The organism is Pantoea vagans, from assembly GCF_001506165.1.
Taxonomy (GTDB): domain Bacteria; phylum Pseudomonadota; class Gammaproteobacteria; order Enterobacterales; family Enterobacteriaceae; genus Pantoea; species Pantoea vagans_C.
Genome location: NZ_CP011427.1, coordinates 3,661,953 through 3,677,314 on the forward strand (window position 1 = coordinate 3,661,953; position 15,362 = coordinate 3,677,314).

The window sequence follows — 15,362 nt, forward strand, 5'->3', positions numbered from 1 at the left end:
GCTGAAGCGGAGAAAACAGGGCGAGAGGGATATTTGCCAACCAGCACTGCATTGTTGCCAGATAACAACAATCAACCTTCACCTAATGTATTGATGAGTGCATCACACAGCAGCGTGACCGGTGACGAAGGCTGTGGCTGCTCTTTGAGCAGTAGATAGCTGTGCAAGCGATCCATCTGCCACTCCGGTAACACCTGCTGAATTTCCCCACACCCTAACGCCTCTTGCGTCATATACGCAGGCAGATAAGCGATACCCGTGCCCGCCAGCGCGGCATTCAGCAGCGCCATGCTGTTATTGGCACGAAAGCGGCTATGTACGTCCAGCGCCAGTCGCTGTTTGTCGCGTCGAAACGGCAGTGCAGCGGTATGCGCCGGACCGTGAAAAAGCAGCAAATCGTGGCGGGTCAGGCGTTCAGGATGATCGATGGCAGGATGCGCCGCCAGATAATCGGGCGTGGCATACAAGCCCCACTCAATCGTGCTTAATTCCCGAAAATTGGCCACTTCCGGCGGCCGGGCGCGGATCACGATCGCGACATCTGCACTGGGTTGTGGGTCGTCACTGGTGGTGAGTTCAAGGTCGACGTTGATGTGAATATGACGGCGGATAAAGTTATTCAGGGTGGGTACCACGCACTGGCAACCAAAGGTGATGGGCGCCTGCAAGCGCACATTCCCGGCGGGCAGTTGATGTACCTGCTGCACAAAAGCATCGGCACGGTGCATCTCTTCCAGCATGCGGGTACAGAACGGATAGTAAGCCTGCCCCAGCTCGGTCAGCACCACCTTGCGCGTAGTTCGCTGCAGCAGTTTGATGCCGAGCCGCACTTCCAGCCGGGCAATTTCACGGCTGACATGCGATTTTGAGATACCCAGGGTTCGCGCAGCTTCACTGAAACTTTGCCGCTCTACGACGCGCGCAAACAGCATCATAGCGGTGAGATTATCGCTGTTGTCCATGTTCTCAGACAGATGAAGAGAGTGAGAACTGAAGATTAAAAGTAAACGACAGAATTAGCACCGAATTTCATCACTGCACATATTCGTAGCGGCACGATTTATCGCGCATAGCAGAGGCTAAAGTGCCGCTGAAAGACGCGCAATGAATTGCGCCGCTACGAAGACTGCGCTGAGAAAATAGAGTGAGCTTGCCTCAACTGGCCACCGCCAGCGGGAATAACAAACGTTCCTGTTCAACACGACGCTGGCGGCGTAACTGGCCCGGCGTGACGCTAAAGTAATTTTTAAAGGTGCGGGTGTAGGCCTGTTGGGTATCAAACCCGTAGCTCATCGCCACCTGTAAAATCGCTTCATCACTGTTAATCAGCGTGAGCGCTGACTCAGTCAACCGGCGCTGGCGAATGTACTCTGCCAGAGAGAAGCCCGTGTGTTGACGGAACAGACGTTGTAGATGCCAGCGGGAGTATCCCGAGCGGCGTGCTACTTCATCCAGATGCAGATCGTGACCTAAGTTGTCTTCTATCCAGTCCAGCAAACTACGGATAAATTCGCTCTGATTCATGGGAACCTCCTGCTTCGACAATATGTCCAGTGCAGTCACTGTAGCGCGTTAAATTTATCCCTTAATTAGCAGAAAATTAGCGCAGAATTAGCAAGGAGGGAGAGCAGTGTAATTATCTACTAAGAATCCGAAGGTAAACTGCGTTCATCAGTCTGGGAGAACACTATGCGCGTGCTGCTGGTAGAAGATGATGAAATGATTGGCACCAACTTGCAGCAGGCGCTGGAAGCGGCGGGCTGGTCAGTGGACTGGGTGCGCGATGGCGTGTATGCCACCAATGCCTGGTCTGAGGGCGGCTATACCTGCGTATTGCTTGATTTAGGCTTGCCGCGTGAAGATGGCATCCACGTATTGAAACGTGCTCGCACCCGAGGCGATATGACGCCGGTGCTGGTACTGACAGCGCGTGACACCGTACAACAGCGTATTCAAGGCCTCGACAGCGGTGCCGATGACTATTTGCTCAAACCCTTTGATTTGCAAGAGGTACTGGCGCGCATGCGTGCAATCACCCGACGTCGTCACGGTGCGGCGGATTCCCTGTTAGGTAGCGGCGATGTGCAGCTGGATATGATGACGCGTGAGGTATTGTATAAAGGGCAACGCGAACAACTCACCGCCCGTGAATATGCGCTGCTGTATGCACTGCTGGAACGTCCCGGCGCGATTTTATCGCGTGAACAATTAGAAAACCGCATCTATGGCTGGGGAGAAGAAGTCACCAGTAACGCCGTTGATGTGCTGATCCACGGCATGCGCCGCAAGCTTGATAACGAAGTGATTCGTAACGTACGCGGCCTGGGCTGGCGAGTACCGGCAATATGAAACCTTTCACCTTTATGCGCTCCTTGCGTAACAAACTGCTGCTCACCCTGGTGCTGTTGCACCTGGCGATGATTGGCGGCGTCACCTGGTACTTCTACCACTGCTATGGCGACATGATGGGCACCATGAAGGACGATCAACTCGCGAAGATCGCCGATGCCTGGTCATCCAGCCAACGCATGCCCGCGCTAATGCCGATGGTGATGCAGCAAGAGAAGCTAAAAAGTACCTACATCGTGCAGTTGTGGGATGACCACAACCACCTGCGCGCCAGTTCCTGGCCTGCGTTACAGGCACCGCTCCAGCCCAAAAAAGGCTGGTCAGATTTGAAAGTGGGCGACTGCGGCGATGACTGTGAATGGCGTGTCTATACCCGCCCCGGTGAGTTAGGCAGTGAAATTGGCAATATTCAGGTGTTGCATAACATTGGCTACATGAAGAGCTTGATGGTGAAGCGGGTACTTTCCGCCATCATTCCGTTGATGCTAATGATGCCACTCTCGCTGCTGGTGATATGGTTAGTAGTTCGCGCGATTACCCGAGATTTACGCGTGGCGTCGCGGCAAATTGCCGCCCAGGAAACGCTGCACCCCCACGCGGTTTCACCCAACAGCCTGCCCGATGAAGTGCTGCCGCTGGTCGCGGCTTATAACTCGCTGCTGGATAAACTGCGTGCGGCCTGGTCTTCACAGCGTCAGTTCCTGGAAGATGCCGCGCATGAATTACGCACGCCGGTGACCGCCGTCACTCTCCAACTGGAAAATCTGCGTCAGCATATTCAACCGGGCGAGGCCAGCCGACAGTTTGACCAGTTGGAAGCGGGCGTCACGCGCACGCGCCACTTAGTTACGCAACTGCTCAACATCTCACGGCAGGAAGATCAGTCGGTAGTAGCCTCCGTCGAGACCATCGACATCGACGATCTGCTCAAAGAGAGTATTGAGCAACTGATGGTGGTGGCAGACAAACGCGGGATTGATATTGGCTTTAACGGCACGACGCATTACCGCCTGCACGCCAGCCGCTCCGATTTGCGCAGCCTGTTCGATAACCTGATAGGCAATGCCATGCTGCACACGCCAGAGGGCAGTCTGGTGGATGTGCTGTTACATCGCGTGGGCAATCACACCGTGGTGGATATCATCGATAATGGTCCAGGCATGCCGGAATCCTTTATTGAACGCGCCTTTGACCGCTTCACACGCTCGCCGGATGTGCAGGCACAAGGCAGCGGCTTGGGGTTATCCATTGTTCGTAGCGTGGCGCAAAAGCATCAAATGCAGGTGGCGCTGTCCAACTGTCATAATCCGCAAGGCGAGATTTCTGGCTTGCAGGTACGTGTGACCTTGCCTTGATTCGACGGTTGCTAACCTTTTCGGTAGAGCGCGGTCTTCAGGCCGCGCGATAAATCGCGCCACTCCCTCCTTTTCAACATCCCATCAAATTACCGCTGAACGCGACAACGTAATCGGTTGCGGGGTTCCGTTCGCAACACGCCTTTTTTGTGATCACAGTCACATTTCAGATGAATCAAAATGCAACACATTTTGACAAACGTGATCAAAATCTATTTCCTATCGCTCTGTTACAGGCACATTACGCGCACTTGAAAATTCGGCGATTCAGACCGTTTAAACCAACACACTGCCCATCCCCTGGGATCGATTTGACACGATCGCGGCGCATTCGCGGCGATCACAAGCATGTGGATAACAATAATGAAATTTAAAGCATTGATAGCAGGGGCCTTATTGGCCAGCAGCTGGACCGGCGCGGCACAAGCGGCAGACAGCGATCCGCAGTATCTTTCTGACTGGTGGCATCAGAGCGTAAACGTGGTGGGCAGCTATCACACGCGCTTCGGACCTCAGTTCAACAACGATGTGTATCTCGAATACGAAGCCTTTGCCAAAAAGGACTGGTTCGATTTCTACGGCTATGCCGACCTGACCAACTTCTTTGGCGCAGGCAACAGCAACGCAAACGGCATTTTCGACCACGGTTCGCCGCTGTTCATGGAAATTGAGCCGCGTTTCTCTATCGATAAACTGACCGGCACCAGCCTGGCATTTGGTCCGTTTAAAGAGTGGTACTTCGCGAACAACTATATCTATGACATGGGTCGCAACGCGTCACAGCGTCAAAACACCTGGTACATGGGTCTGGGTACCGATATTGATACCCACAGCGATATCGGCCTGTCACTGAACGTGTATGCCAAGTACCAGTGGCAGAACTATGGTGCGGCGAACGAAAACAGCTGGGATGGTTATCGCTTCAAGGTGAAATACTTTGTGCCGATTACCGATCTGTGGGGCGGTAAGCTGAGCTATATCGGCTTCACCAACTTCGACTGGGGCTCGGATCTGCGTGACGAAACCGGTCCATCGCGTACCAGCAACTCGATCGCCTCCAGCCACATCCTGTCGCTGAACTACGATCACTGGCACGTTTCTACCGTGGCGCGTTACTTCCACAACGGCGGACAGTGGGCGGATGGTCAGGAGCTGAACTTCGGCAACGGTCCGTTTGAAGTGAAATCAACCGGCTGGGGTTACTACCTGGTGGTGGGTTACAACTTCTGATTGCATGGACCAGGTCGCCATAAATGGCGACCCTACAACGATCGTGTGCGGTTTTCGTAGGGTGCGCATTTATGCGCACCTGGTAACATACACGCAATGAATTGTGCCGCCACGCATCTCAACAACACCTGTCAAATCTGTGGTTTATAGGCATTCACCATCCAGGGCACGCCAAACTTATCGGTGAACATGCCAAAGCCGTGCGCCCAGAAGGTCGGTTCCCACTTTTTCGTCACCTCTCCGCCTGCCGATAATGCATCAAACCACCGCTTGCCTTGTGCCTCATCCGGCGTTGATAAGCTCACGGAAAATCCTGCGTAATTCGCCTGCGGTGCGCCATCGCTCATCATCAGTTCGCCCTGCCCGATGCGCAGGTGCGCGTGCATTATCTGTTCGGGTGAGAACGTCATGCCAGATGGGCAGCCTTCATCTTCGACAGTTGTTTCGTCTGGCATATCGCCAAAGGTCATTTTGAACAGCAGTTCGCCGTCGGTCGCCTCAAGATAGAAGGCGATCGCCTCTTCGCAGCGGCCGTTGTAAAACACATAGGGAGTAATTTGCATGGTCAGTTCTCCAGAATTGGAACGTCCAGTGCAAGTGTAGTGCGCAATTTTTAATCAGATGGGAGCCAGGCCGCACTCTTACCTTTGTTGACAGTAACGCCGGAATAATTGCGCCATATAGGCACTCATCGGCGTCAGCGCGGTGTCTTTTCGCTGAATCAAATAGAACGTGGCTTTCGGCAGCGGATCGTCAAGATCGAGAGCGATTAACTGCCCGCCGTGGGTAGGATCTTCAATCACATCGCGCGAAATAATACTGACGAAATCGCTCTTCGCCACCAGACTGGTACAGGCCATAAAGGTCTCACAGGTGACGACGATCTTCGGTGCCATGCCGCGTTCACCAAACAAATCGTGCAACAGCCGGTAATAGCTGCCTTGCGGCGTCGGCATGGTCCAGTCACAGTGCTGCAACTCCGTGAGGGATCGCGCATGGGCCATGGGATGCCCTTTGCGCATCACCACCTGATATTCTCGCTGCATCAAGCGTTCAAAAATCAGTTCCTGATCCAGATGGTGTTGATCGTAGGTATTGATGGTGAAATCCAGCGCACCCTGTCGCAGTTCATGCACCATCGACACCAGTTGCCCCTCAACAATGCGCACCTTCACCAGCGGATATTCGCGATGAAACTGAGTGATCACCTGCGGCATGATGGTACGCGCGATACTGCCGCCCACACCAATATTGACCCGGCCACCGGCCAGTCCCAGGCGTTGCTGAATATCCTCCTGCGCCACGCGCAGCTCTTCCAGCACCAGACTGGCATGTCGAAAAAAGTTATCACCGATGTCAGTCAGCGTGACGCCTTGCTGACGCCGTTCGAACAGGCGCGCACCGAGCGCCAGCTCCAGTTCCTGGATCGCTTTGGTCAGTGCGGGCTGCGATAGCCCCGATAAGCGGCTGGCCGCCCGAATACTACCCTGGCGCGCCACGTCGACAAAGGCACGCAGCTGATGAAGTTTGAGGTTGGCAGGCATGATTTTTGTGATAACCGTTGTTTATCAGTGACAAGATATTCGCATCTTATGCGCACCAATACCATTGTGTAGATTCGGGTTAATGCATAAAAAACCAACACAAAGGATATGCCGATGAAAACCCTCTCCGACCTCGTCAACGCGCGGATACCGCAGATGCAAATCTGGCGTCGCGATCTGCACCAATTTGCCGAATCGGGCTGGCTGGAGTTCCGTACCGCGACCTTGGTCGCTGAAGAGCTGCATCGCCTTGGTTATCAGCTGAAGCTGGGCCGTGAAGTGATCGATGCTGATGCGCGTATGGGATTGCCCTCCGCCGAGGTGCTGGCGCAGCAAGAAGCCCGCGCGCTAGAACAAGGTGCGCTGCCGCAGTGGATCTCCCATTTCTCAGGCGGTTTCTGTGGCGTTGTCGCCACGCTGGAAACCGGTCGTCCCGGCCCAGTAATGGGCTTCCGGGTCGATATGGATGCACTGGACCAGAACGAAAGCCGTGATGCCGACCATATCCCGACCCGCGAGGGCTTTGCCTCCTGCAATGCCGGCATGATGCATGCCTGCGGTCACGACGGGCACACCACCATCGGACTGGCGCTGGCGGGCGTGTTGATGGAGATGAAAGATCAGCTCAGCGGCACCATCAAGATCATCTTCCAACCCGCCGAAGAAGGCGTGCGCGGTGCGAAAGCCATGGTCGCTGCAGGCGTGGTGGATGATGTGGATCTGTTTACCGCCATCCACCTTGGCACAGGCGTGCCCGCAGGCGAAATCGTTTGCGGCAGTGATAGCTTCCTCGCCACCACCAAACTGGATGTGAGTTTTACGGGTATCGGCGCACATGCAGGCGGTAAACCAGAAGAGGGCCGCAATGCCCTGCTCGCTGCCGCACAGGCTACGCTGGCATTGCATAATCTGCCGCAACACAGCGGCGGCGTGGCGCGCGTTAACGTCGGCGTATTACAGGCGGGCACCGGCCGTAACGTGGTACCGGATTGCGCGCTGATGAAAGTCGAAACCCGTGGCGTCAGCAATCAGGTTAACGACGATATCTATCAGCAGGCTTTGCGCGTCATCGCTGGCGCGGCGGCGATGTATGGCGTTGAGTACGATATCAAACTGATGGGCGGTGCTCGCAGCTGTACACCGAGCCAACCGTGGGTGGATTTCATCCACCAGCAGGCCGATGCGATGGGCATTTTCACCTCGGTCATTGATACCAAACAGCAGGCGGCAGGTTCAGAGGATGCCACCTACATGCTGGAGCGCGTGCAGCAGCGCGGCGGCCAGTCTTCGTATGTGATCTTCGGCTGCGATCTGGCAGCAGGCCATCACAACGCCAGATTCGATTTTGATGAAGCGATCATGGCCACCGCGGTGCAAACGCTGGCCACCCTGGCGCTGAATCAGGCGCAGTTTGGAGGCCAGCGATGAGCCATCACGACTTTATCGATCATTACATCAACGAGAATCAGCCGCGCTTTACTGCGCTCAGCGATGCCATCTGGGATGTGCCGGAAACCCGCTTTGAAGAGACGCAGTCTGCCGCCATTCTGGCTGATGCGCTGGAGCAGGAAGGTTTTCGCGTTGAACGCGGCGTCGGCAATATCGATACCGCTTTTATCGCCAGCATCGGCAACGGCAAGCCGGTGATTGCGATTCTGGGTGAGTTCGATGCACTGGCCGGTTTAAGCCAGCAATCGGGCTGCGCCACGCCACAACCGCTGGTCGAGAACGGCAACGGACACGGCTGCGGGCACAATTTATTAGGCACCGCCGGGCTGGCTGCCGCCTTTGCCATTAAAGCCTGGTGGGCGCAGAACGGTCAACGCGGCACATTGCGTTTTTATGGTTGTCCGGGCGAAGAAGGCGGTTCCGGCAAAACCTTTATGGTGCGTGAAGGACTGTTTGATGATGTCGATGCGGCTGTCACCTGGCATCCTGAAGGGTTCAGCGGCATGTTCAACCTCAGCACCCTTGCCAACATTCAGGCCGCGTTTCATTTCAAGGGCGTCGCCGCGCACGCCGCTAACTCCCCGCATCTGGGCCGCAGCGCCTTAGATGCCGTCACCCTGATGAATACCGGTGCCAACTTCTTACGCGAGCACATCGTGCAGGAAGCCCGCGTGCACTACGCCGTGACTAATACTGGCGGCGTCTCTCCCAATGTGGTGCAGGCCGATGCCGAAGTGCTGTATCTGATCCGCGCACCGGAACTCGATCAGGCCCAGGATATCTACCAGCGCGTCATCAACATCGCCAAAGGCGCGGCCCTGATGACGGACACCACCATGACGGTACGATTCGACAAAGCCTGCTCCAACTATGTGCCCAATCGTGCGCTGGAAGCCGTCATGGAGCGCAATTTGCATCAGTTTGGCCTGCCAGCTTACAGCGCGGATGAGCAGCAGTTTGCCGCCGAGATCCGTGCCACGCTGACCAAAGACGATCTGCGCAATGCGCGCCTGAATGCGGCACGCACCGGCGGTGAAGCGGGCGTGGCGTGGACAGAAGCGCTGGGTGACAAGATTTTGATGGATGAGGTGGCGCCGTACGCCGTCACGCGCGAGCTGCTGTACGGCTCAACCGATGTCGGCGATGTCAGTTGGGTCACGCCGACGGCACAGTGCTTCGCGCCCTGTTTTGCCTTCGGTACCCCGCTGCACACCTGGCAACTGGTGGCACAGGGCCGCACCTCTTTGGGTCACAAAGGCATGTGTCTGGCCGCCAAAGTGATGGCCGCCACCGCGCTGACCTTGTTACAGGACGAGGACGCGCTGGCACGCTGTCGTGAGGAGTTTCAGCGTGTGCGCCGCGAACAGCCTTATGTTTGCCCGATACCGGCAGACGTCACACCATCGAAGTTGTCATCCTGAAATAAGCGCGGTACTCCGACTAAGTGCGCATCAATGCGTACACTACGGGGCTTAGGCGCAGTTGTAAGGTTTACCACAGTTGTAGGGGGCGCATTTATGCGCCCAGAAATATCTAAAACACTATAAAAATGACAGCCCCAACGCGGGCATGCAAATACAACAAGACGACTAATGAGGCAAAGCTGATGGAAGTGACCACGGAGAACCGCAGCCCAGGGAAGCTGTTTAGCTGGATAGAGCGCGTCGGCAATAAAGTGCCGAACCCATTCTTACTGTTTGTCTATCTGATCGTGGTATTGATGGTGGCTACCGCCATTATCAGCGCCTTTGATCTGGCAGTGAAAAATCCCACCAACGGCGAGCTGGTACGCGTCAATAACCTGCTGAGCGTGGCTGGGATTCAGTGGATCCTGCCGAACATCATCAAAAACTTCAGTGGTTTTACGCCACTCGGCTCGATTCTGGCGCTGGTGATTGGTGCAGGCCTGGCCGAGAAAGTCGGCCTGCTGCAATCGCTGATGGTGAAGATGGCCTCACGCGTGAGCCGTCGTTACGCCAGCTATATGGTGCTGTTTATCGCCTTCTTCAGCCATATCTCATCGGATGCGGCACTGGTGGTGATGCCACCACTCGGCGCACTGATCTTCCTCGCGGTGGGTCGTCATCCGGTAGCGGGTCTGCTGGCAGCGATTGCCGGTGTGGCGTCTGGATTTACCGCCAATCTGCTGATCGTCACCACCGACGTCCTGCTGTCGGGTATCAGTACCGAAGCGGCGAAAGCGGTGAGCGATACCGTGCACGTCAGCGTGATCGATAACTGGTTCTTTATGGCCAGTTCAGTGATCGTATTGACGGTAGTGGGCGCGATCCTCACCGATAAATTCGTTGAGCCGCGCCTGCCCGCATGGAACGGTGGTCATCAAGACCGCCTGCCGCCGCTGACGGCACTGGAAAATCGCGGCCTGAGAGCGGCTGGTATTGCTGCACTGGTATTTATTGCGTTGATGGCGCTACTGGTGGTGCCGGAACACGCACCGCTGCGCAACCCGAAAACCGGCGGCATTATTCCTTCGCCGTTTATTCAGGGCATTGTGCCGATCATCATCCTGTTCTTCTTTGTGGTGGCGATTGCTTACGGCGCAGTGACGAAGCAGATTCGTCGGGCCGATGATATTCCGCAGTTGCTGGTCGATCCGATGAAGAGCATGGCGGGCTTTATTGTGATGGTATTCCCGCTATCGCAATTCGTCGCCTTCTTCAACTGGAGCAACATGGGCAAGTTTATGGCTATCGGCCTGACCGATATGCTGGAGAGTGCCGGGATTAGCGGCGCACCCGCTTTCCTTGGCCTGATGTTCCTGTCGGCATTTTTGTGCATGTTTATCGCCAGCGGCTCGGCTATCTGGTCGATTCTGGCACCGGTATTTGTGCCGATGTTTATGTTGCTTGGTTTCCATCCGGCCTTTGCACAGATGATTTTCCGCATAGCTGACTCTGCCGTCTTGCCGCTGGCACCGATGTCACCGTTCCTGCCGTTGTTCCTTGGTTTCCTACAGCGATACCAAAAAGATGCGCAACTTGGCACCTATTATGTGTTGATTTTCCCCTATCCGGTGGTTTTCTTCATCAGTTGGATTGTACTGCTACTGGTCTGGTACGCACTCGGCTTACCGATTGGTCCGGGCGTCTATCCCAGCCTGCACTAAGCGCATCGCCATGGACGGCGATCACACTTCTGTGAACTGCAACGTAGATTGCGAAAATGTCACCGTTACGCCTCTCGGCAACTTCCGATGAATTGATTATTCTGCTATTCCTTCGCTTGCTAACGGTTAATTATTTTTAAAACCCATAAAACCGCGCGAGTTCTGCAAACACCGAGGTTTATCCAGTAATGACAACAATCACTTCGACAGGGATGGCGAATAACAACATCGCAGCCGATCGTCGCACCTTAGCCGGGCGCATTGATGCACTGCCTTCTTCTGCAGGGCTGTGGCGTTTTATTACGCTGCTGGCACTGGGAGGATTTTTTGAGCTCTACGATCTGTTCGAAACGGGCTACATCAGTTCTGGCCTACTCGCTGCTGGCGTGTTTCATACCGGCTCCGCAGGGGTATTTGGCTTTGCCGACCAGGCAGCTTTTGCTTCTGCCACTTTCCTCGGCCTGTTTGTTGGTGCCAGCCTACTTGCGCCTTATGCCGACCGATTTGGACGTCGTCTCACCTTTATGTGTGCCCTCGCGTGGTACGGCGTCTTCTCACTGCTGATGGCGTTCCAGCAGAGTGCGGAGATGATCATCCTGTTCCGCTTCCTGGTCGGGATTGGCCTTGGCGTTGAGCTGGTGACCATCGATACCTATCTGTCCGAATGGGTCCCCGCGCACCTGCGTAGCCGCGCCTTTGCCTTCTCGTTCTTTATTCAGTTCCTGTCGGTGCCGGCGGTGGCACTGATGTCATGGTGGCTGGTGCCACAAACCATCCTGAGCCTTGAAGGTTGGCGTTGGGTGGTGATTGCCGGTGCGGTCTGCTCGTTGGTGATCTGGCTGATTCGTAAAAACCTACCAGAATCTGCGCGTTGGCTGGCACAGCAGGGCCGCCATCAGGAAGCGCATAACGTACTGAGTGAGATGGAAAAACGCTGTGGTATTGCGCCGGGTGAAGACTTCTCTAACAGCGATGCCGCCGCACAGCTGCCGAAAAAAGGCCGTTTCAGCGAGATTTGGGCACCGGCTTATCGCAAACGTACCCTGATGCTGGTGGTGATGAACTTCTTCCAGGCAATTGGCTTCTTTGGCTTCGGCAACTGGCTGCCTGCGCTGCTTTCAGGTAAAGGTGCGACCGTGACCCACAGCCTGCTGTATGCCTTTTTCATCACGCTGGCCTACCCGCTGGGCTCGCTGATCTGCAGCCGCTACGCCGACAAGATTGAGAACAAATGGCAGATCGTTCTCTCTTCATTGATGACCGTGGTGTTCGGTACGCTGTTCGCACTGGTCACCAACCCGGTATTGATGATCATCTGTGGATTCCTGATCACCTACAGCAACGCGTGGCTGACCTTCAGTTATCACGCCTACCAGACCGAGATTTTCCCGACCCATATTCGCGCGCGTGCAGTGGGCTTCTGCTACTCCTTCAGCCGCCTGTCGACCGTGTTCAGCAGTATTTTGATTGGCATTATTCTGCAGTACGCCGGCAGCCAGGGCGTGATCGCCTTTATCGTGCTGAGTATGTTGATGGTGATGCTGTCAGTGGGGATTTACGGTCCGAAGACGCGCGGGCTGGATTTGGAGAATATTTGATTTATCGAAGGGTCGTGGGCGGAAAATAGAGCCGCCCACTATTTCGCATCTAACAAATCGCCCTCTTCCATATCAATTAAAATATTGGCATCACTGATGAGAATGATCATCCGACCACCCCAACTGTCGCTTGCGGTGGAAGGCGACTAGCGAGACGCCCATCAGCTCAGCCGCTTTACCTTCGCTGATAATCCCTTCTCCCAGCGCTCGAAAGATTAACTGAGGAAAAAGCGTGGTGCTCTCGCGTGCGACTTGTTCACCAGGTTCCTGCTTTCGCCATTTACGCGCTGAAAACATCATGATCAGATCTTTGCGCTTGCCCTCAGTTATCACGGCCAGATCGGCAGCGCGGTAAACACAGGCCAGCATGCTGAGACCATAATCCATTTTTTGCAGGTAAAGCTCTTGTTCCTCAAGGCGTGTTCGCTGCTTGCCAAAATGTTGCAATACCGCGCCAGCAGGGAAAAGCAAGGCACCGGCAAATCGATTGCAGGCTTTCTCTTCATCCAGATCAGATGGAAGAGAATGATGCAGAATCAAATGACCAAGTTCGTGTGCCAGAGTAAAACGCTGACGGTCACCTGGCCATTTTGCTGAAATAACGATGACAGGAATGGCATCGACCATCGCCTGGCAGCCATCGAATTTGTCGGAGTGGTCAACGTCAGTGACAATGACCAAAATCCCATGACTTTCCAGCACATCAATTAAATGCGTTATCGGCTGAGAACCTAATCCCCACTGCTGACGAATATGCTCTGCAACCTTTTCAATTTGCCCGTAATTCTCGATTTGCTCGAGAGGCAGTTGCGGTTGGGTAAAAGCAGGGACCGGAAAATTTGGCCACAGGTTCGCCAGTTCAAGCCACCGCTCAGCCTGATCAATCACATCCGCATGAATCTGCGCCAGCATTTTGGCTGATAGCGTATGGCGTTTGCGGTACTCAACGTTCTTCAATTCAACCGTGGTCGGACGGAAGAAATATTCATTACGTACGCCCAAGGCGCGCGACATTTTTACTAATACGGCAGAGCCCGGCACACTGAGGTTGTGCTCGTATTTCTTAATCATATTTGCGCTGACGCCTGCTTTTTCTGCAAGCTGCTTCATAGAAAAGCCCGCAGCGGAACGCGCACGTAGTAAACGCTCTCCAAACACACTGACCTCCTGTGGTTTACGAAAAAATTAATTTAATGAATTTCATAAACCAAGATTATGTTCGCTGGGCTTAGCTCTTGCAATCATAGGGAGGGAAAATGAGACGGGACTTGGGTTGATTTATTGCTTGTGGAAGTGGTGAAGCATCACTGCTGGTGTGCGCAATAAATTGCGCCGCTACCAAATCGTTGCGATCGGTAGCGGCGCAGTTCATCGCTCAGTTAAACGCAGCGCGGGGTATTACTGCCCTTCCAGCACCTTAATATCGGCACTGCCCTGCTGCGGCGCATCTTTGCGCAGCTTCGCCACATCCTTCGCCGTCACCGTCGACTTCACGCCATTACCCCAGCTGCCACGGATAAAGTTGACCACATCCGCAACCTGGTTGTCGTTCAAACGCCAGCCGAACGCCGGCATGGTGATCGCCGAAGGTGCGCCCTGCACGCCAGGCAAGGTGCCGCCCACCAGCACGATGTGAATCAGCGAGGTTGGGTCTTCTGCCATCACCACCGGGTTGCCACGCAGCGCTGGATAGAAGCGTTGGTAGCCGCTGCCGTCCGTTTTATGACAGGCCGCACAGCTATCGACATACACCGATGCGCCTGGCTGGCTGTCATCGCCCTTCCACAACGCTTTGGCGACCGCATCATCCTGCGTAAACACTGTCTGGCTGGCATCCTTCGCACCCAACGATTTCAGATATTTAGCAATCGCGCTGATATCTTCGTCATTAAGGTATTGCAGGCTGTGCTGCACCACATCGGTCATACCACCAAATACCGCGGTGTGATCGTTGCGGCCAAAGCGCAGGAACTGCTTCAGGTCGTCTTCGCTCCAGCGGCCTAAACCGTCACGGTTGTCACTGCGCAGGTTGCTCGCGGTCCAGCCATCAATCGGAGCGCTGCTGCCAGACAGGTAATCGTTGCCTTCGCCATTATTCAGCGCTTTTTCCTGCATGGTGATGCTACGTGGCGTATGGCAAGCCCCGCAGTGTCCGAGGCCTTCCACCAGATAGCGACCGCGCGCCAGGGCGGGGTCTTCCTGTGCAGCTGGCTGGAACGCTTTCACGTCCGGCGCAAACATGCCACGCCAGATGGAGAGCGGCCAGCGCATCGACAGCGGCCATGGAATATCGCTGTCTTTGTTTGCCTGCGACACCGGCTGCACGCCATGCATGAAGTAGGCATACAGCGCCTGCATATCGTCATCGCTCACCACCGCATAGGATGGGTATGGCATGGCGGGATAGAGCGTATCGCCATTTTTCGCTACGCCGTGACGCACCGCTTTCTGGAAATCGTCATAGCTGTAGTCACCAATCCCAGTAGTTTTATCCGGTGTGATGTTGGTGGAGTAGATGGTGCCAATCGGGGTGGCCATCGGTAATCCACCGGCAAAAGGTTTGCCGCCCGCCGTGCTGTGACAGGCGACGCAGTCACCCGCACGCGCCAGATATTCACCGCGCTTCACCAGTGCGTCAGAACCTGCTTCGTCCGCCACCGCGGCGAAGGTCATCGTGCCCAGAAACAGGGCTAAAATGCTTTTGATCATC

At 55.1% G+C, this 15,362-nt stretch carries 13 protein-coding genes; 7 read left to right on the top strand and 6 right to left on the bottom strand.

The features are described from left to right. Positions 1-71: 71 nt before the first annotated feature. Together LK04_RS17030 and LK04_RS17035 are read right to left on the bottom strand one after the other, a co-directional pair. Positions 72-962, bottom strand: coding sequence for a LysR family transcriptional regulator (locus tag LK04_RS17030; RefSeq protein ID WP_039335857.1), 891 nt, complete (start codon positions 960-962; stop codon positions 72-74). A 193-nt stretch (positions 963-1,155) separates the two neighbouring features. Further along, positions 1,156-1,524 carry a helix-turn-helix domain-containing protein gene (locus LK04_RS17035; RefSeq protein WP_039335855.1) on the bottom strand — a complete coding sequence of 123 codons (369 nt, stop codon included), beginning with the start codon at positions 1,522-1,524 and terminating at the stop codon, positions 1,156-1,158. 165 nt (positions 1,525-1,689) lie between these two features. On the opposite strand from LK04_RS17035, the gene LK04_RS17040 reads away from it, so the two are divergent. The 3 genes from LK04_RS17040 to LK04_RS17050 all read left to right on the top strand — a co-directional run bounded on the left by LK04_RS17040 (position 1,690) and on the right by LK04_RS17050 (position 4,934). After that, entirely contained in the window at positions 1,690-2,349 is a 660-nt protein-coding gene (locus LK04_RS17040; RefSeq protein ID WP_039335853.1) for a response regulator, read from the top strand. Next, a complete protein-coding gene (locus tag LK04_RS17045) occupies positions 2,346-3,704 on the top strand; it encodes a sensor histidine kinase (RefSeq protein ID WP_039335852.1) in 1,359 nt (452 codons plus the stop codon). The genes LK04_RS17040 and LK04_RS17045 overlap by 4 nt, the downstream gene beginning before the upstream one ends. Before the next feature lie 363 nt (positions 3,705-4,067). Then, positions 4,068-4,934: a nucleoside-specific channel-forming protein Tsx gene (locus tag LK04_RS17050; protein WP_039335850.1), complete on the top strand. Its 867-nt coding sequence runs from the start codon at positions 4,068-4,070 to the stop codon at positions 4,932-4,934. A gap of 131 nt (positions 4,935-5,065) precedes the next feature. Here LK04_RS17050 and yjdN read toward each other — a convergent pair whose 3' ends face one another. Both yjdN and LK04_RS17060 read right to left on the bottom strand, forming a co-directional pair. After that, positions 5,066-5,497 carry a VOC family metalloprotein YjdN gene (gene yjdN / locus LK04_RS17055; RefSeq protein ID WP_039335847.1) on the bottom strand — a complete coding sequence of 144 codons (432 nt, stop codon included), beginning with the start codon at positions 5,495-5,497 and terminating at the stop codon, positions 5,066-5,068. Between the two features lie 78 nt (positions 5,498-5,575). Continuing rightward, positions 5,576-6,478: a LysR family transcriptional regulator gene (locus tag LK04_RS17060; RefSeq protein WP_039335846.1), complete on the bottom strand. Its 903-nt coding sequence runs from the start codon at positions 6,476-6,478 to the stop codon at positions 5,576-5,578. 114 nt (positions 6,479-6,592) lie between these two features. Here LK04_RS17060 and LK04_RS17065 point away from each other — a divergent pair, with 114 nt between their 5' ends. The 4 genes from LK04_RS17065 (at position 6,593) to LK04_RS17080 (ending at position 12,652) form a co-directional block, all read left to right on the top strand. After that, positions 6,593-7,906: an amidohydrolase gene (locus LK04_RS17065; RefSeq protein ID WP_039335845.1), complete on the top strand. Its 1,314-nt coding sequence runs from the start codon at positions 6,593-6,595 to the stop codon at positions 7,904-7,906. Beyond that, entirely contained in the window at positions 7,903-9,348 is a 1,446-nt protein-coding gene (locus LK04_RS17070; protein WP_039335844.1) for a M20 family metallopeptidase, read from the top strand. Before LK04_RS17065 ends, LK04_RS17070 begins: the two co-directional genes overlap by 4 nt. 185 nt (positions 9,349-9,533) lie before the next feature. Further along, positions 9,534-11,054, top strand: a complete 1,521-nt coding sequence (gene abgT / locus LK04_RS17075) for a p-aminobenzoyl-glutamate transporter (RefSeq protein WP_039335843.1) — start codon at positions 9,534-9,536, stop codon at positions 11,052-11,054. A 188-nt stretch (positions 11,055-11,242) separates the two neighbouring features. After that, positions 11,243-12,652 carry an MFS transporter gene (locus LK04_RS17080; protein ID WP_039335842.1) on the top strand — a complete coding sequence of 470 codons (1,410 nt, stop codon included), beginning with the start codon at positions 11,243-11,245 and terminating at the stop codon, positions 12,650-12,652. A 90-nt stretch (positions 12,653-12,742) separates the two neighbouring features. Here LK04_RS17080 and LK04_RS17085 read toward each other — a convergent pair whose 3' ends face one another. Both LK04_RS17085 and LK04_RS17090 read right to left on the bottom strand, forming a co-directional pair. Continuing rightward, complete coding sequence (locus tag LK04_RS17085; protein WP_039335841.1) at positions 12,743-13,810, bottom strand: helix-turn-helix domain-containing protein; 1,068 nt, start codon at positions 13,808-13,810, stop codon at positions 12,743-12,745. A 240-nt stretch (positions 13,811-14,050) separates the two neighbouring features. Next, positions 14,051-15,361 carry a c-type cytochrome gene (locus LK04_RS17090; RefSeq protein ID WP_039335839.1) on the bottom strand — a complete coding sequence of 437 codons (1,311 nt, stop codon included), beginning with the start codon at positions 15,359-15,361 and terminating at the stop codon, positions 14,051-14,053. Position 15,362: the final 1 nt, after the last annotated feature.